This window comes from Pseudomonas sp. QLc11A (genome assembly GCF_052112305.1).
Taxonomy (GTDB): domain Bacteria; phylum Pseudomonadota; class Gammaproteobacteria; order Pseudomonadales; family Pseudomonadaceae; genus Aquipseudomonas; species Aquipseudomonas laurylsulfatiphila.
This window is the reverse complement of record NZ_JAVAJJ010000002.1, coordinates 239,509-257,845: the sequence shown is the minus strand read 5'-3', so window position 1 is coordinate 257,845 and position 18,337 is coordinate 239,509. Positions and strand designations below refer to the sequence as shown.

Below are 18,337 nucleotides of genomic sequence, written 5' to 3'. Positions count from 1 at the left end.
GCCGTGCAACTGTTGAGGTGCAACCGGGTGCAACCCTTTTTTTGTCGGAATATTACGCGACTCGTCAGGAAATAAATTCTGGTACGTCTGTACCGCGCTTGCTTGGTGCTTTTTCTTCTAGCAAAGCGGCTGGACTGCGCTAAAAGGGAGCAAAAACCGTAGGATTTGTCGCAAATTGAAAAGGGTGCAACTTATTCTCAAGAAACAGGTTGCACCATATTTACTTTGTTGAATAGCATTCGCGCCCAAGGTGCAACCCGAACAGAAACCGGGTGCTCCGGCTGATGGCTTTCCTGGGGAAACATCAGTCATAAATGCGCGGGAATCCGGATCGTCTGTCAAACGTATGCGTTTGCGAGCGGTTCACCAGCCGCCGCTACATAAAAACAAAGCCAGGGCGTAACTTAATGAGCGTAAGCAATCCAACCCTGATCACGTTCGTGATCTACATCGCAGCAATGGTGCTGATCGGCTTGATGGCCTATCGCTCCACCAACAACCTTTCCGACTACATTCTGGGCGGTCGCAGCCTGGGCAGCGTCGTGACTGCACTGTCCGCCGGTGCCTCCGACATGAGCGGCTGGTTGTTGATGGGCTTGCCCGGCGCGATCTACATGTCCGGTCTTTCCGAAAGCTGGATCGCCATCGGCCTGATCGTCGGCGCCTACCTGAACTGGCTGTTCGTCGCCGGCCGTCTGCGCGTGCAAACCGAGCACAACGGTGATGCACTGACCCTGCCGGACTACTTCGCCAGCCGTTTCGAAGACAAAAGCGGCCTGCTGCGGATCATCTCCGCGGTTGTGATCCTGGTGTTCTTCACCATCTACTGCGCTTCCGGCATCGTGGCCGGTGCCCGTCTGTTCGAAAGCACCTTCGGCATGTCCTACGAGACGGCGCTGTGGGCCGGTGCTGCGGCGACGATTGCCTACACCTTTATCGGCGGATTCCTGGCCGTAAGCTGGACCGATACCGTACAAGCCACCCTGATGATCTTCGCGTTGATCCTGACGCCAATCATCGTGCTGCTGGCAACCGGTGGTGTCGACACCACCTTCCTGGCCATCGAAGCGCAAGATCCAAGCAACTTCGACATGCTCAAGGGCACCACTTTCATCGGCATCATCTCGCTGATGGGCTGGGGTCTGGGCTACTTCGGTCAGCCGCACATCCTCGCGCGTTTCATGGCGGCTGATTCGGTGAAATCGATTGCCAACGCCCGTCGCATCTCCATGACCTGGATGATCCTGTGCCTGGGCGGCACCGTGGCTGTGGGCTTCTTCGGTATCGCCTATTTCTCGGCGCACCCGGACGTGGCTGGCGCAGTCACCGAGAACCACGAACGTGTGTTCATCGAGCTGGCCAAGATCCTGTTCAACCCATGGATCGCGGGTATCCTGCTGTCGGCCATTCTGGCTGCGGTGATGAGCACCCTGAGCTGCCAGTTGCTGGTGTGCTCGAGCGCCCTGACCGAAGACTTCTACAAGACCTTCCTGCGTAAATCCGCTTCGCAGCTGGAACTGGTCTGGGTCGGCCGTGCCATGGTGTTGTTGGTTGCCCTGGTGGCGATCGCCCTGGCGTCCAACCCGGAAAACCGTGTACTGGGTCTGGTCAGCTACGCCTGGGCCGGCTTCGGTGCCGCATTCGGTCCGGTCGTGCTGATCTCCGTGATCTGGAAAGACATGACCCGCAACGGCGCACTGGCCGGCATCCTGGTCGGCGCGATCACCGTGATCGTCTGGAAACACTTCGAACTGCTGGGCCTGTACGAAATCATCCCGGGCTTCATCTTCGCCAGCCTGGCGATCTACTTCGTCAGCAAGATGGGCACGCCGACTGCCGGCATGTTCCAGCGTTTTGCGGCTGCAGAGCGTGATTATCGTCTGAACAAGTGATGAGTGATGGGGTGAACGCTTCCCATCGCTGATAAAAAACGGCTCGCAGCTTTTGGTTGCGGGCCGTTTTTTATTGGGGATCAGTCAAGATCGGTATCGGGCTGATTCAGAAAGATCAGCACGCCCAGTATTGCCATGTAGAACCTGAAGGCTGCGTCCTGACCATTCCAAATATCGGATTGCCACATCAGAAACCACTCACCTCCAACAACCATGAAGCCGAAAAACCACACGAAAAACCCGGTCGTCAAACCCGCTACGGCCCACTTCCTGGCCTGTCTGAACTCATGCCCACCGGCTGACCGTGAGCGCCAGAGTTGCAGTGCGCCGTAGCCAAGAAGTCCGCAGGTAATGGCTTCGCCAAGGATGATCAGCCAGTAAGCCCCATGCCACACCCAAGGAAGATCAATTGCGCGATACCGGGCGGCGTTGTCAGGGAAGGTGGTATCCATGCTCAGCACATGCCGGACGAAGTTGAAGTTGGAAGCGTAGTCGGTGATGTTGTTGAACACGGTCATGAAGGCGAATGCTGCGAGCGCCAGGGTCATTGCAATCTTTGCGTAGCGAATGGTCATTTGTGCGTCCTTTGCTCTTTTCGACAAAGAACGCTATCACACCGGTTTGCCGGTTCGGGAGTCTTCCTGTTGTGAGGCGCTTCTGAATTTGTCGAGTGATGGTGTGTGCTTGTTGCCGCTATGAATGCTTGAAGTGTCCGCTCAGTCGCCAACCCCTGACTTGCCGGCCGGTAAAAGGTAAACTTCCCGGCCTTCGCAGGAGCAACCATGAATTATCGTCACGCCTTCCATGCCGGCAATCACGCCGATGTGTTCAAACACCTGACCTTGACCCGCCTCATCGCCCTGATGTCGCGCAAGGAGCAGCCGTTTGCCTATCTCGACACCCACGCCGGCATCGGTCTGTATGACCTTCAGGGTGACCAGGCCAGCCGTACCGGTGAGTACCTGGAAGGCATTGCGCGTTTGTGGGGTCAGCCGGATCTGCCGATCCTGACCGCTGATTACATGCAGGTGCTGCACGAGATGAACCCGGATGGCCAGTTGCGCTATTACCCGGGGTCGCCGGAGCTGGCGCGACGTTTGACTCGCCCGCAGGACCGTGTGTTGCTCAACGAGAAGCACCCGGAAGACGGCGTGCTGCTCAAGGACAACATGGCCGGCGATCGTCGGGTCAAGGTGCACCTGGGCGAAGGCTGGCATGTGTCGCGGGCCTTGCTGCCGGTGCCGGAGAAGCGTGCGGTGATGTTGATCGATCCGCCGTTCGAGAAGCTCGACGAGATGCAGCGTTGTGCCGCGTCGCTCAAGGAAGCGATTGGCCGGATGCGCCAGACCGTGGCGGCGATCTGGTATCCGGTGAAGGATCAGCGTGCGCTGCGTCGTTTCTACCAGGACCTGGCGGGTACTGGTGCGCCGAAGCTGTTGCGGGTGGAGTTGCTGGTGCATCCGCTGGATACGCCGAACAGCCTGAACGGTTCCGGGCTGGCGATTGCCAATCCGCCGTGGGGGCTGGAGGAGGAGTTGCGTGAGCTGCTGCCTTGGTTGTCCGAGAAGTTGGGACAGACTCAGGGTGGGTGGCGGATGGATTGGTTGATTGCCGAGAGTTGATCTGTAGGAGCGAACTAGCTCCGGGCGGCGTTCCGACGATGTTCGTGAACGTTAGCGCGTAAAACCAGGTGCCCAGCGGCGCCCTTTGGTTTTTCGCGAGCGAGCTCGCTCCTACAGTAATCAGATCGGGCAGGTCACGCCTGTACCGCCGATCCCGCAGTAGCCTTCCGGATTCTTGGCCAGGTACTGCTGGTGATACGTCTCTGCAAAGTAGACGGTCGGGGCCTGGTCGATTTCGGTGCTGATTTCACCGAGGCCGGCCTTGGACAGCTCAGCCTGGTACGCTTCTTTGCTCTTGAGCGCGGCTTCCAGTTGTTCAGGCGAGGTGGCGTAGATCACCGAGCGGTACTGGGTGCCGATGTCATTGCCCTGACGCATGCCCTGAGTCGGGTTGTGCAGTTCCCAGAACATCGCCAGCAGCTCCTGGTAGCTGACCTTGGACTTGTCATACACCACCAGCACCACTTCGGCGTGGCCGGTCAGGCCCGAGCACACTTCTTCGTAGGTCGGGTTTGGCGTGAAGCCGCCGGCGTAACCCACCACGGTGCTGACCACGCCTTCACGCTGCCAGAAGCGGCGTTCCGCACCCCAGAAACAGCCCAGGCCAAAGATCGCGAAGTCTACATCTTCTTCGAAGAACGGGCCGAGCAAGGGGGTGTCTTTAAACACAAAGTGCTTTTCAGGCAGGGTCATCGCGGTTTCGCGGCCAGGCAGAGCTTGTTCTTTAGTAGGGAGCACGTTTTTGTTCACCAGAATTTCCGAGCGCAGAACCATGATCAGTCCTCTCAGTCAGGTTGGGTTGTAAATAAACAGACCGTCAGTGTGCCCAATGCCGGCCAGATACGCACTACCCTTGTGGGAGCGAGCTTGCTCGCGATGAGGGCATAACTTTCAGCATCAATGTCGACTGATCCACCGCTATCGCGAGCAAGCCCGCTCCCACAGGTTTTGTGTCTGTCAGGCGATTGGGCCACGCGGGTAGCGTTTGAGCTTTTCGATCAGCTCATTGCCCGGGATCGGACGGTCGAACAGGTAGCCCTGGCCGACGTCGCAGCGGTGACGGCGCAGGAACGACAACTGCTCGGCGGTTTCGATGCCTTCAGCCACGACCTTGATTTTCAGGTTGTGGGCCATGGCGATCACCGCGGAGGTGATTTCCATGTCGTCCTGGTTGTCCGGAATTTCGTGGATGAAGCTTCGATCGATCTTGATGATGTCGATGGGGAATTTTTTCAAGTAACTGAGCGACGAGTAACCGGTGCCGAAGTCGTCCATGGCCAGGGTCAGGCCCAGGCGCTTGAGCTGATCGAGCTGCAAGTGGGTGTCTTCGGTGGCCTCCAGCAGCAGGCCCTCCGTTAACTCAAGCTCCAGCAAATGCGCGGGCAGGGCTTCTTCCTTGAGGATGGTGGCGATGGAGGCCACCAGATCCGGATCGGAGAATTGCTTGGGCGACAGGTTGATCGCCACTTGCAGGTTGCCCAGGCCGGCGGCGGTCAGCGCTTTGCTCATGCGGCAGGCCTGGCGGGCGATCCATTTGCCGATCGGAATGATCAGTCCGGTTTCTTCGGCGACGCTGATGAACTGATCCGGGCGGATCATGCCCTTTTCCGGATGATCCCAGCGCAGCAATGCTTCCATGCCCAGCAAGCGCCCGCTGCGCAGGCACAGCTTGGGCTGGTAGAACACGTCGAGTTCGTTCTGTGTCAGGGCGCGGCGCAGGTTGTTTTCGACGAACAGCTTGTAGCTGGCCTCGGCGTTCAGCGCTTCGGTGAACACTTGCACCTGATGTTTGCCGTTGGCCTTGGCCTTGTGCAGCGCCAGCCCTGCGTTGCGCATCAGGGTTTGCGGGTCGCGCCCGTGCAGCGGCGCGCAGGCCAGGCCCACGGAGCCCGTGACGCTGATCAACTGGTTGTCGACGAACATCGGTTTGTCGAGGGTCGCCAGCAACTGATTGGCCACCTGCTGACCCATCGTGAGGTCGCTGTTGTCCAGCAACACGGCGAATTCGTTACTGGCGAATCGCGCCAGGCTGCCGCTCGGGATCAAGCTGTTGCGCAGGCGTCGGGCCAGGCTGATCAGCAATTTGTCGCCAGTCTGGTGGCCAAGGCTGTCGTTGATCCGCTTGAAGTTGTCGATGTCCACCAGCAACAGGCTGATCGGCGCGTCGCTGTCGCGGGCGAAGCGTTCATCGAGGTTGCGGATGAACGCCGGGCGGTTGCCGAGGTTGGTCAGGTTGTCGGTGTAGGCAAGACGCTCGATACGCTGCTGAGCGAGCTTGGTCTGGGTGATGTCTTCGTAGATGCCGATGTAGTGGGTCAGCTCGCGGTTGTCGCCATAAACCTTGGAGATCGACAACTGGCCCCAGTAGGGTTCGAGGTTTTTCCGGCGGCTCTTGAATTCGCCCTGCCAACTGTTGCTCTTGGCCAGTGCCGAAGGCGCGTCGAACAGCAGTTCGCTGAGGTTTTCCAGGGCTGGAAGTTCCGACAGGCGCTGACCGTGCACTTCTTCGGTGGAGTACTGGGTGATTGCGGTGAAGCTCGGATTGACGTACTCCACCACGCCGTCGCAGTTGACCAGCAGAAAGGCGTTGGCACTCTGCTCGACCGCACGCTGGAACAGGTGCAGGGCGCTGGTAGCGGTTCGCCGGTTGTGGTTGCTGATGACCTGGGCGAACTGGTCGGCCAGTTCGCCGGCGAAGGCGATTTCATCCGACTGCCAGGCACGGGTGGCACCGATTTGCTCCAGGCACAAAACGCCAACCACCTGGCCATCGACACGGATGCTGGCGTCGAGCATTGCGTTGACGTCGCGCGGGCGCAGGCTTTCGGCCATCTCCCGGGTGCGCGGGTCGTGCATGGCGTTATGGGCGTCGATGGCGCGACCGGTGTGCAGGGCGTCGAGGTAATCGGGGAACACGCTGACGTCGATCGGCTGCGGCAGCAGGTATTCCTGATTCGTGCGGTGATAAGCCGAGATCGGCACCAGCATCGAACCTTCGAGGCTCCACAGGCTGGCGCAGTCGATTTGGTAAATGTCGCAGGCACTGCGGGTGATCAGCTCGGCGGCTTCGCGCAAGGAGTTGTTGCTGCTGTAGCGCTGCCGGGTAAGCAGCAGGATCAGGTCCTGCTGGGCGCGCACCCGGTCCAGATGCAGCAGCTGCTCCTGCTGGGCGCGCTGATTGAGCTCCAGGGCGATTTGCAGGCGCGAGTTCCGGGTTTCCAGATCCAGGGCCGGTTGCAGCGGGTCATCCTCGTACAGGCCGTCAATGACCAGCAAGTAGCCGCGCAACAGGTGGCGATTGTGTTGTTTGTAGGCTTCGCCCAGTTCCAGCAGATTCAGGGAGCCGGAGGCCGTGTGCAGGGTGTAGCGGATCAGGTAATGCGTGCTTTGAGTCAGCTGGTGCTGGACCGCATCATGAAGTTGATAGCGCGCTTCCGGCTCCATCAGGCTGGCGTAGGGCGAGCCCACCAGTGCACACAGCTCCACAGCCGGCAGGCCGAACTGGCGTTCGCAATTGGGGTCGAGAAACAGGAGCGCCCAGCTGGGTTCATTAAGCCGTTCGAAACGCAGCATGCCGAGCCGCGAGGGCACAGGCAACTGCGTCACTACCTCGGCCACCATACGGCTGGCGGCATCGGGTTGGCTTTTCATGGAGGGAAACTCGCTTCGAATATGCTGAACGCGCTGGGCTCACGCCCTCTTTACTGTTGCCTGCGGCAAGGTTGCATCATTGCGACACCGACTGACAAGAGAGATGAAGGCTAAGTGCTATAAGAATATGTCGGCAGGCTCGAAGATTTCTGCAGTTTCCCAAAAAAGTACGGCTTTTGATCAGGTCGCAGCCTTGAGGGGGCGTCTCGAAGGCTGCAATTTTTTGCCATCAGCGCAAATTGATGTCTGTCGATTGCAGCAACTTGCCATCCCGATCGTGGTAATTCACCTGAATGCGCTCTGCATCGATGATCAGGTGCGCGAAGTTATCCTGGCTGATGACCTTGCCGGTCAATTCCTGCCGATATTCGCCTGCAGTGTTCCGTGCCAGCGGCCGGTCGAGGATAAAGCTGGATTGACTGGCATAGGGCAGCAGTTTGGTGTTGCACAATGGCGACGACACGATGGTGTGCACTTCGAAGTCCGGGTCTTCGCTGTGGGTCAGTCGACTGGTCAAAGAGGCGTGGATGTCACCGGAAACGAAAATGACATTCTTCAGCCGGTGTGAACGAATGAACTCCAGCAACCGCAATCGTTGCCCGGGAAAACCGGCCCAGGCGTCATTCCCATCGTGTTTGGCGTCGGGAAAGAACATCACACTGGTAACCACCAGCTTGACCCGGGCCGGGCTGTTGATCAGCCATTGGCACAAGGCATGTTCCTGTTCGAGATCAAGCATGCGTCGATCATCGGCGGACAAGTTGCGCCGGGTGCGACTATCGGTGACGAACCATTCGATATCGCCATCGGCGAACTGATACCAGTAGTGATTCGGGATCCGGCTGATCCGGCCATCGTCAAGTAATTCAAATGCCGGGCTGTGGCTAGCTTGATATAACTCATATGCAGTGATGGCGTTTTTGTATAAGACCTCGTCGGTCGAACTTTTCTTGTCCGGCCAGTTGTCTTTAATTTCATGATCGTCGAGGATCATGTAAGTCGATACGTTGGCCATTAACCTGGAAATATGCGGCTGGGAGAAAGCCGCATGGTATTTTGCGAGTATTTGCTGATATTCGCGGTCAGGCGCAAAAAAATTCAAGTCATCGGCATAGATCTGGTCGCCAGTCATCAGTACTGCGCTGACCGGTGGGTCGGCTTGCTCTGCCAGTTGTGCCATCGAGGCAAATATCCGGTCACCCTGTTGTGGTGCCGACGGGATGCCAGCTGTCATCCGCAGGTAACGACATGAGCCGACGAAATAGGCTTGTGGCGTACCGGCGGCGCCAGACCGGGTGCGCAAGCGATAGAGCTCTGGTGGCCATTTCAGCGGCAGTTCCTGCAGCGAATCTGCGGTGTGTTCGGTACTCTGGGTGCTGAACCAGCCGGCCTGGTATTCGTACTCGGTATCGGCGGCCAGGTTATTGAGAACAATGACATCGGACATGTCCTGCAGGTATGTCAGCCTTGCAAAGACACTATTAAGCCATTGTTCATGTCCGGACTGCCGGTAACGAACTCCGGCAAATACGGGTGCGCTGTTTTGCGCTTGGCCGCGTACAAAAATACGCGCGTGATTAGTTGTTGTATGGCCAATAATCGGGCCGACAGTTGGTTTTAGCATACTTGAGTCCATTCGCTGCCAGTTAATCAGGAAGTTGGTTGTTTCGGATGTAATTGGGTGTTCAGCAAAGACTAATTATTTAGCCTGAATAAATACTTGGCAGAAATGGATTCAAGTTGTGGGCGATATCAGCCACAAATGTAGGAAGGTGTTCAAACAAGAACTTCAGGCAAAAAAAAGCCCCGCCAAATTGGCGGGGTTGAGGTACGAGCGTGGCGCTCGGAAACGTGGAACGCGATCGGCCCTCCGGTGAAGGAGGGCCGGTCGGTATTACAGGAGCATGGTGCGGATGTCGCCCAGCAGGTCGCTCAGACGCTTGGTGAAGCGTGCAGCAGCGGCGCCGTTGATCACACGGTGATCGTAGGACAGCGACAGTGGCAGCATCAGTTTCGGCTGGAAGGCTTTGCCGTCCCAGACTGGCTGGATGGTGGCCTTGGAAACACCGAGGATTGCCACTTCCGGCGCGTTGACGATCGGCGTGAAGCCGGTGCCGCCAATGTGGCCGAGACTGGAAATGGTGAAGCAGGCGCCTTGCATCTCGTCCGACGAAAGCTTCTTGGTCCGGGCTTTTTCAGCCAGGGAAGCGGCTTCGGCAGCCAGTTGCAGCAGGCTCTTCTGGTCGACGTTCTTGATGACCGGTACCAGCAGGCCATCCGGGGTGTCGACGGCGAAGCCGATGTTCACGTACTTCTTGCGGATGATCGCTTTGCCGCTTGGCGCCAGCGAACTGTTGAAGTCCGGCAGTTCCTTGAGCAGGTGCGCACAGGACTTGAGCAGCAACGGCAGGACGGTCAGCTTGACGCCAGCCTTCTCTGCAACGGCTTTCTGGGCAACACGGAACGCTTCGAGTTCGGTGATATCCGCCGAATCGAATTGCGTCACGTGCGGCACATTCAGCCAGCTGCGGTGCAGGTTGGCAGCACCGACCTGCATCAGGCGGGTCATCGGCACTTCTTCGATTTCACCGAAGCGGCTGAAGTCCACGACCGGAATCGGCGGGATGCCAGCGCCACCGGTTGCGCCAGCAGCAGCGGCCGGTGCTTCCTTGGCCTTCTGCATCATGGCCTTGACGTAAACCTGCACGTCTTCTTTCAGGATGCGACCGTGCGGACCGCTGGCGCCGACGGCGCTCAGCTCGACGCCGAACTCGCGGGCCAGTTGACGCACGGCAGGGCCGGCGTGAACTTTTGCGCCGGGCTTGGCTGGAGCAGCGGCCGGGGCAGCAACAGGTGCGGCCGCGGCAGGAGCAGCAGCGGCAGGAGCAGGTGCGCTCGGAGCAGCAGCGGCAGGTGCGGTCGCAGCAGCCGGGGCAGCGCCTTTGACTTTCAGCTTGAGGATCAGGTCGCCGGTACCGACTTCGTCATCGAGCTTGATGGAAACGCTTTCCACCACGCCAGCGGCTGGCGATGGAATTTCCATGCTGGCCTTGTCGGATTCCAGGGTGATCAGCGACTGGTCGGCCACAACGGTGTCGCCGGCCTTGACCAGGACTTCGATGATCTTGGCCTTGCCCGACGAACCGATGTCCGGAACGTGGATGTCCTGGACGCTGTCGGCAACCGGTGCAGCCGGAGCTGCTGCAGGTGCAGGCGCCGCGGCAGCAGCTGGTGCAGCAGCCTGGGCCGGGGCGGCAGCCGGTGCCGCAGCACCTGCCACTTCCAGATCCAGGATCAGGTCGCCGGTGCCGACTTCGTCGTTGAGCTTGACGCTGATGGCCTTGACCACGCCAGCGGCAGGCGACGGGATTTCCATGCTCGCCTTGTCGGACTCCAGGGTGATCAGCGACTGATCAGCCGCGACGGTGTCGCCGACCTTGACCTGGATCTCGATGATCTGGGCCTTGCCCGACGAACCGATGTCCGGCACGTGCACTTGCTGAACGCTGGCGGCAGCCGGCGCAGCAGCAGGGGCGGCAGCTGCAGGGGCAGCAGCCGGCTTGGCTTCAGCCTTGGCGGCTGGCGCAGCGGCAGCCGCAGGAGCCGCAGCAGCGGCACCTTCGACTTCCAGTTCCAGCAGTTCGTCGCCTTCTTTCAGGCGATCGCCCAGCTTCACTTTCAGGCTCTTGATGATACCGGCCTTCGGCGCGGGCACTTCCATGCTCGCCTTGTCCGACTCAAGTGTCAGGATGCTCTGGTCGGCTTCGATACGGTCGCCGACCTTCACAAACAGTTCAATTACTTCACCTTCACCGCTGCCGATGTCAGGTACGCGAATGAGTTCGCTCACAGAATCTCTCCTCAGCAGTCCAGTGGGTTGCGTTTTTCCGGGTTGATACCGAACTTGGCGATGGCCTCGGCCACAACCTTAGGTTCGATGTCACCACGGTCAGCCAGTGCTTCCAGGGCTGCCAACACCACGAAATGACGGTCGACTTCGAAGAAATGACGCAGTTTCTTGCGGCTGTCGCTGCGGCCGAAACCGTCGGTGCCCAGGACTTTGAATTCCTTGGACGGTACCCACTGACGGATCTGCTCGGCGAACAGTTTCATGTAGTCGGTAGAGGCGATGACCGGACCCTTACGGCCGTTCAGGCACTCTTCGACGTAGCTCAGCTTAGGCTTCTGGCCAGGGTGCAGACGGTTGCTGCGCTCAACGGCCAGGCCGTCGCGACGCAGTTCGTTGAAGCTGGTAACGCTCCACACGTCGGCGCCGACGTTGAACTCTTCACGCAGGATCTTCGCGGCTTCACGGACTTCACGCAGGATGGTGCCGGAGCCCATCAGCTGAACGTGGTGCGCCGCTTCGCGGTTGTCTTCCTCGAGCAGGTACATGCCTTTCTTGATGCCTTCTTCGGCACCGGCCGGCATGGCTGGCTGCTGGTACGACTCGTTCATCACGGTGATGTAGTAGAAGACGTCCTGTTGCTCTTCGGTCATCTTCTTCATGCCGTCCTGAATGATCACCGCCAGCTCGTAGCCGTAGGTTGGATCGTAGGTGCGGCAGTTCGGGATGGTGGCAGCCAGCAGGTGGCTGTGACCGTCTTCGTGTTGCAGGCCTTCACCGTTCAGGGTGGTACGGCCGGCGGTGCCGCCGATCAGGAAGCCGCGGGTGCGGCTGTCGCCAGCGGCCCAGGCCAGGTCGCCGATACGCTGGAAACCGAACATCGAGTAGAAGATGTAGAACGGCAGCATCGGCTGGTTGTGGCTGGAGTACGAAGTACCGGCAGCGATGAAGGAGCTCATGGCGCCCGCTTCGTTGATGCCTTCTTCGAGGATCTGGCCCTTCTGGTCTTCCTTGTAGAACATCACCTGGTCTTTATCGACTGGCTCGTAGAGCTGGCCGACGGAGGAGTAGATGCCCAACTGACGGAACATGCCTTCCATACCGAAGGTACGGGCTTCGTCCGGGATGATCGGCACGATGCGCGGGCCGATTTCCTTGTCCTTGACCAGTTGCGCGAGGATTCGCACGAAGGCCATGGTGGTGGAGATTTCACGGTCGCCCGAGCCGTCGAGGATCGCCTTGAGGGTGTCCAGTGGTGGAGTCGGGATGTTGAAGCTCTTGGCGCGGCGCTGAGGTACGAAACCACCCAGTGCGGTACGGCGCTCGCTCAGGTAACGGGCTTCGGCGCTGCCTTCTTCCGGTTTGAAGAACGGCAGGTTTTCCAGCTCGTCGTCCTTGACCGGGATGTCGAAACGATCGCGGAACAACTTCAGGCTTTCGACGTCGACTTTCTTGGTGTTGTGCGCGGTGTTCTTCGCTTCGCCGGCACCGGTGCCATAACCCTTGATGGTCTTGGCCAGGATGACGGTCGGTTGTTCTTTGTGGTTGACCGCTTCGTGGTACGCCGCGTAGACCTTGTACGGGTCGTGGCCGCCACGGTTGAGTTTCCAGATCTCGTCGTCGGACAGGTCTTCAACCATCGCCTTGAGTTCCGGCGTGTTGAAGAAGTGTTCGCGCACGAACGCGCCGTCTTTGGCTTTGTAGTTCTGGTACTCGCCGTCGATGACTTCGTCCATGCGGCGTTGCAGGATGCCGTCGACGTCCTTGGCCAGCAGTGGGTCCCAGAAACGGCCCCAGATGACTTTGGTCACGTTCCACTGAGCACCGCGGAACACGCCTTCGAGTTCCTGGATGATCTTGCCGTTGCCGCGAACCGGGCCGTCGAGGCGCTGCAGGTTGCAGTTGATGACGAAGATCAGGTTGTCCAGCTTCTCGCGGCCGGCCAGGGAGATCGCGCCCAGGGATTCCGGTTCGTCGCACTCGCCGTCGCCCAGGAAGCACCAGACCTTCTGTTTGCCTGGCTGGATGAAGCCGCGGTGTTCCAGGTACTTCATGAAGCGTGCCTGGTAGATCGCCTGGATCGGGCCCAGACCCATGGATACGGTCGGGAACTGCCAGAAGTCAGGCATCAGCCAAGGGTGCGGGTAGGACGACAGGCCCTGACCGTCGACTTCCTGGCGGAAGTTGTTCATCTGGTCTTCGGTGATGCGGCCTTCCATGAATGCGCGGGCGTAAACGCCTGGCGAGGTGTGGCCCTGGAAGTAGATCAGGTCGCCGCCGTGTTCGTCGGTCGGGGCCTGGAAGAAGTAGTTGAAGCCGATGTCATAAAGGGTCGCACTGGAAGCGAAGCTGGAGATGTGACCGCCGAGGTCAGAATCTTTCAGGTTCGTACGCATCACCATGGCCATCGCGTTCCAGCGTACCAGCGAGCGAATGCGGCGTTCCATGAACAGGTCGCCAGGCATGCGTGCTTCGTGGGTAACGGGGATCGTGTTGCGGTAAGGCGTGGTGATTGCGTAAGGCAACTGCGAACCGCTGCGGGTCGCCAGTTCACCCATGCGGGTCATCAGATAGTGAGCACGGTCTTCGCCTTCTTTGTCGAGAACCGATTCCAGGGCGTCCAGCCATTCCTGGGTTTCGACGGGATCGAGGTCTTGCATGGCTTGCTCCAGGGCGGAAAGGCTACCAGAATCGGTTGCCTGAGTTAGCGACTGGCCTTGTGGGCAGACGTTATGAATTCTTGGATTGCCGACAGGTTGTTCCGGCGGCGTGTAGTTTTACTACAAATCATCCGGCATTTCAGCCCGTCTAATGTATATACGAGTAGTAAAACTACAGATGAGCGGCTTGTGGCCCCCGGCTGCGTTGTGAGAATAATCGTTAAGGTTGGTCTTTTTCCAACTACAAAAGGTAAAAGCTTGATGCTGGCTGCCAAAATAAAAGAAATTTCAGCTATTTCTAACTTTTGTTCGACACTCCTTCAGGTAGTGGGTTTTCGCAAACCACTACATGCAGTCCGTTGTACGCCGATCAAGGATAGACCATGAGCCTCCCTTCGCTTGCCGAACTGCCGGCCATTCTCCTGCCGTTTGTCACCCGCGCCGAGCAGTCGTTCCGGGCTGCCGTCGCCACTCTGGACGATGATCACGGGCTGTCTGCCTGGTCGCCAGAGCGCTGGGCACAATTTGCCCGCGTCACTGCCGCCAGCGATTTCGTGATTGAACAGTCTGTACGTGACCCTTTGATGTTGCTGCAACTGGTGCAGTCCGGTGAACTGGACCGCAGCTACGCGCCCGGTGAATTGTGCGCGCAGATCGCGGCCGCCGTGAGCACGGCCGAGACCGACGATCTGCTTGGCCGTGCCCTGCGCCGTCAACGCGCGCGCCATCAGGTTAGGATCATCTGGCGCGACCTGACCCGCCAGGCCGATTTGATCCAGACCTGCCGCGACCTCTCGGACATGGCCGATGCCAGCATCGATCAGGCCTATCAATGGTTGTACGTGCGGCATTGCCAGCAATTCGGCGTGCCAACCGGGCGGCGCAGCGGCGAGCCGCAGCAGATGGTCATCCTCGGCATGGGCAAGCTCGGTGCCGTGGAGTTGAACCTGTCGTCGGACATCGACCTGATTTTTGCCTATCCCGAGGGCGGCGAAACCGTCGGCGTGAAGCGCGCGCTGGATAACCAGGAATTCTTCATTCGTCTGGGCCAGCGGCTGATCAAGGCCCTGGACCCGATGACCGTCGACGGCTTTGTGTTCCGCGTCGACATGCGCTTGCGCCCCTACGGTTCGGCGGGCGCGCTGGTGCTGAGCTTCAATGCGCTGGAGCAGTATTACCAGGATCAGGGTCGCGACTGGGAACGCTACGCGATGATCAAGTCGCGGGTGGTGGCCGGCGACCAGGTGGCTGGCGCGCAACTGCAGGACATGCTGCGGCCGTTCGTTTACCGGCGTTACCTGGACTTCTCGGCCATCGAGGCGCTGCGCACCATGAAGCAGTTGATCCAGCAGGAAGTGCGGCGCAAGGGCATGGCCGACAACATCAAGCTCGGTTCCGGCGGTATTCGCGAAGTCGAGTTCATCGCCCAGGCGTTCCAGCTGATCCACGGCGGCCGCGATCTGAGCTTGCAGCAGCGCCCGCTACTAAAGGTGCTGAGCACGCTGGAAGGTCAGGGTTATCTGCCGCCGGCTGTGATCAGCGAGCTGCGCGAAGGCTACGAATTCCTGCGTTACACCGAACACGCGATTCAGGCGATCGCTGACCGCCAGACGCAAATGTTGCCCAGTGGCGAGCAGGATCAGGCGCGCATTGCCTTTATGCTGGGTTTCGCCAACTGGACGGCGTTCCACGAACAACTGATGTATTGGCGTGGCCGCGTAGCCTGGCACTTCGGGCAGGTGATCGCCGATCCCGACGAAGAGCAGGGTGCCGAAAGCGAAGTGGTGGTCGGCGGTGAGTGGTTGCCGCTGTGGGAAGAGGCTCAGGACGATGAGGCCGCTTGCCGCCAACTGGAAGAGGGTGGTTTCAAGGATGCGCCCAAGGCCTTGAACGCCTTGGCCGGCTTGCGCAGCAGTCCGCAATTGCGGGCGATGCAGCGTCTGGGACGCGAACGTCTCGATGCGTTTATTCCGCGTTTGCTGGCGCAGTCCGTGGAACATGCCAATCCGGATCTGGTGCTGGAACGCGTGTTGCCGCTGGTTGAAGCCGTGGCCCGTCGCTCCGCGTACCTGGTGCTGCTGACCGAGAACCCTGGCGCCTTGCGGCGTTTGCTGACGCTGTGCGCCGCGAGCCCGTGGATCGCCGAGCAAATCACCCGTTTCCCGCTGCTGCTCGACGAATTGCTCAACGAAGGCCGATTGTTCAAGCCGCCACTGGCACCAGAACTGGCAGCCGAGTTGCGCGAGCGCCTGACGCGGATTCCCGAGGACGACCTCGAGCAGCAAATGGAAGCGCTGCGTCACTTCAAGCTGGCGCACCGCTTGCGGGTGGCCGCATCGGAAATCGCCGGCAGCCTGCCGCTGATGAAAGTCAGCGACTACCTGACCTGGCTCGCCGAAGCGATTCTTGAACAGGTGCTCGCACTGGCCTGGCGCCAGACCGTGGCCAAGTACGGCACGCCGCTACGCACCGATGGCACCTTGTGCGATCCCGGCTTCATCATTGTCGGTTATGGGAAAGTCGGCGGCCTGGAACTCGGGCATGGTTCGGACCTGGACCTGGTGTTCATCCACGACGGTGATCCGCAAGCTGAAACCGATGGGCCCAAACCCATCGACGGCGCGCAATTTTTCACCCGGCTGGGGCAGCGGATCATTCACCTGCTGACGGCGCAGACCAACTCCGGGCAGTTGTATGAAGTGGACATGCGTCTGCGGCCGTCCGGTGCGTCGGGATTGCTGGTGAGTTCTTTGGGGGCGTTTGCCCGTTATCAGGAGAACGAAGCCTGGACCTGGGAGCATCAGGCGCTGGTGCGGGCGCGGGTGCTGGTGGGCAGTCAGGATGTCGGTCAGGCCTTCGAGAAAGTCCGTGCCGCGATATTGGGCAAGACGCGTGATTTGCCGACCTTGCGCCAGGAGGTCAGCGAGATGCGGGCCAAGATGCGCGATAATCTTGGCAGCAAGAGCACGGCGGCCGGTACCGGGGCAAATGCCTTCGAAGCCACGGCGCCGTTCGATATCAAGCAGGACGCCGGAGGTATCGTCGATATTGAATTTATGGTGCAATACGCGGCCCTGGCGTGGTCCGAAACACACCCGCCATTGCTGCGCTGGACCGATAACATCCGCATTCTGGAAGAGCTGGAGCACGAAGGGCTGATGCCCGTCGAAGATGCCAGCCTGTTGCGTGAAGCGTATAAAGCGTACCGTTCCGCCGCCCACCGACAGGCTCTGCAGAAGAACCCGGGGGTGATACCGGCCGACCAGTTCACGGACGAACGGCAGCAGGTCATGCGGATCTGGCGTGAGCTGGGGTTAAACTGAAACGGGATTTTTGATACGCCCGATACCCCTGTGGTAGCGAGCTTGCTCGCGATAGCGGAGGCACAGTCACCATTGATGTTCGGATGTGACGCCCTCATCGCGGGCAAGCCCGCTCCCACAGTAGATCTGCAGTGTCATGCCGATCGAAGTACACCAATACCCAATGTGGGAGCGAGCCTGCTCGCGATAGCGGAGTGACAGTCGACAGCAATGTTGAAGGTGATGACCCATCGCAAGCCAGCATGCTCCCGCAGAAATTCTCGAGGCGGGGAGGCGTAGGCCTCCCCGGTTCGTTTATGGAAACCACATGAAAATTCTGATCGTTGGGCCCAGTTGGGTCGGTGACATGGTGATGGCGCAGACACTTTTCCAGTGTCTCAAGCAACGCCACCCGCAGTGCGAAATCGACGTGCTGGCCCCCGAGTGGAGCCGGCCGATTCTTGAGCGCATGCCCGAAGTTCGCCAGGCCTTGAGCTTTCCGCTCGGTCATGGCGTGCTGGAGTTGGCGACGCGCCGGCGCATCGGCAAATCCCTGGCCGGCCAGTACGACCAGGCGATCCTGTTGCCCAATTCCCTGAAGTCGGCGCTGGTGCCGTTCTTTGCCGGCATCCCGAAACGCACCGGCTGGCGTGGCGAATTCCGCTATGGCCTGCTCAATGACGTGCGCACGCTGGACAAAGATCGTTATCCGCTGATGATCGAGCGCTTCATGGCCCTGGCCTACGAGCCGGGCGTCGAGTTGCCAAAACCCTATCCGCGTCCGACGCTGCAGATCGACCCGGTCACCCGCGAGGCGGCACTGGCCAGGTTCGGCCTGACCCTCGACCGTCCTGTGTTGGCCCTGTGCCCCGGCGCCGAGTTCGGCGAGTCCAAGCGCTGGCCGTCCGAGCATTACGCCAAGGTCGCCGAAACGAAGATCCGTGAAGGCTGGCAAGTCTGGCTGTTCGGTTCGAAAAACGACCACGCCGTGGGCGAAGAGATCCGCGCGCGGCTGATTCCCGGCCTGCGCGAAGAATCGGTCAACCTCAGCGGCGGCACCTCGCTGGCCGAAGCCATCGACCTGCTGTCCTGTGCCGACTCGGTGGTGTCCAACGACTCCGGCCTGATGCACGTCGCCGCCGCGCTGAACCGCCCGCTGGTCGCGGTCTACGGCTCGACGTCACCGGGTTTCACGCCACCGTTGGCCGAGCACGTGGAAATCGTACGCCTGGGCATCGAGTGCAGCCCGTGCTTCGATCGCACCTGCCGTTTCGGCCATTACAACTGCCTGCGCCAGCTCATGCCGCAAGCGGTGAACGAAGCCTTGCAGCGGTTGCAAGGCACTGTGGTCGAGGTCAAATAG

The 18,337-nt window shown here is 59.8% G+C and carries 10 protein-coding genes; 4 read left to right on the top strand and 6 right to left on the bottom strand.

Annotated features, from left to right (window positions below; all coding sequences use genetic code 11):
- The first annotated feature begins 407 nt into the window (after positions 1-407).
- Positions 408-1,892, top strand: coding sequence for a sodium/proline symporter PutP (gene putP / locus Q8X48_RS04035; protein ID WP_126048845.1), 1,485 nt, complete (start codon positions 408-410; stop codon positions 1,890-1,892).
- A gap of 80 nt (positions 1,893-1,972) precedes the next feature.
- Here the strand turns inward: putP and Q8X48_RS04030 are convergent, their stop codons facing one another.
- On the bottom strand, positions 1,973-2,467 hold the full coding sequence (locus tag Q8X48_RS04030) for a DUF2165 family protein (RefSeq protein WP_015093177.1): 495 nt from the start codon (positions 2,465-2,467) through the stop codon (positions 1,973-1,975).
- A 207-nt stretch (positions 2,468-2,674) separates the two neighbouring features.
- On the opposite strand from Q8X48_RS04030, the gene Q8X48_RS04025 reads away from it, so the two are divergent.
- Positions 2,675-3,514: a 23S rRNA (adenine(2030)-N(6))-methyltransferase RlmJ gene (locus Q8X48_RS04025; protein WP_217836998.1), complete on the top strand. Its 840-nt coding sequence runs from the start codon at positions 2,675-2,677 to the stop codon at positions 3,512-3,514.
- 120 nt (positions 3,515-3,634) lie between these two features.
- Here Q8X48_RS04025 and msrA read toward each other — a convergent pair whose 3' ends face one another.
- From msrA to aceE, 5 genes are all read right to left on the bottom strand, one after another.
- Positions 3,635-4,288, bottom strand: coding sequence for a peptide-methionine (S)-S-oxide reductase MsrA (gene msrA, locus Q8X48_RS04020; RefSeq protein WP_407799751.1), 654 nt, complete (start codon positions 4,286-4,288; stop codon positions 3,635-3,637).
- A 183-nt stretch (positions 4,289-4,471) separates the two neighbouring features.
- Complete coding sequence (locus Q8X48_RS04015; protein ID WP_407799750.1) at positions 4,472-7,165, bottom strand: putative bifunctional diguanylate cyclase/phosphodiesterase; 2,694 nt, start codon at positions 7,163-7,165, stop codon at positions 4,472-4,474.
- Positions 7,166-7,394: 229 nt separating this feature from the next.
- The gene (locus Q8X48_RS04010) at positions 7,395-8,789 is read right to left on the bottom strand and encodes an alkaline phosphatase D family protein (RefSeq protein ID WP_407799749.1); all 1,395 of its coding nucleotides are present in this window, start codon (positions 8,787-8,789) and stop codon (positions 7,395-7,397) included.
- A 270-nt stretch (positions 8,790-9,059) separates the two neighbouring features.
- Positions 9,060-11,015, bottom strand: a complete 1,956-nt coding sequence (gene aceF, locus Q8X48_RS04005; protein ID WP_407799748.1) for a dihydrolipoyllysine-residue acetyltransferase — start codon at positions 11,013-11,015, stop codon at positions 9,060-9,062.
- Between the two features lie 11 nt (positions 11,016-11,026).
- Complete coding sequence (gene aceE / locus Q8X48_RS04000) at positions 11,027-13,672, bottom strand: pyruvate dehydrogenase (acetyl-transferring), homodimeric type (protein WP_126048858.1); 2,646 nt, start codon at positions 13,670-13,672, stop codon at positions 11,027-11,029.
- Positions 13,673-14,055: 383 nt separating this feature from the next.
- Between aceE and glnE the strand changes: the two genes are divergently transcribed.
- Together glnE and waaF are read left to right on the top strand one after the other, a co-directional pair.
- Positions 14,056-16,995 carry a bifunctional [glutamate--ammonia ligase]-adenylyl-L-tyrosine phosphorylase/[glutamate--ammonia-ligase] adenylyltransferase gene (gene glnE, locus Q8X48_RS03995; RefSeq protein ID WP_407799747.1) on the top strand — a complete coding sequence of 980 codons (2,940 nt, stop codon included), beginning with the start codon at positions 14,056-14,058 and terminating at the stop codon, positions 16,993-16,995.
- Between the two features lie 307 nt (positions 16,996-17,302).
- A complete protein-coding gene (gene waaF / locus Q8X48_RS03990; RefSeq protein WP_015093185.1) occupies positions 17,303-18,337 on the top strand; it encodes a lipopolysaccharide heptosyltransferase II in 1,035 nt (344 codons plus the stop codon).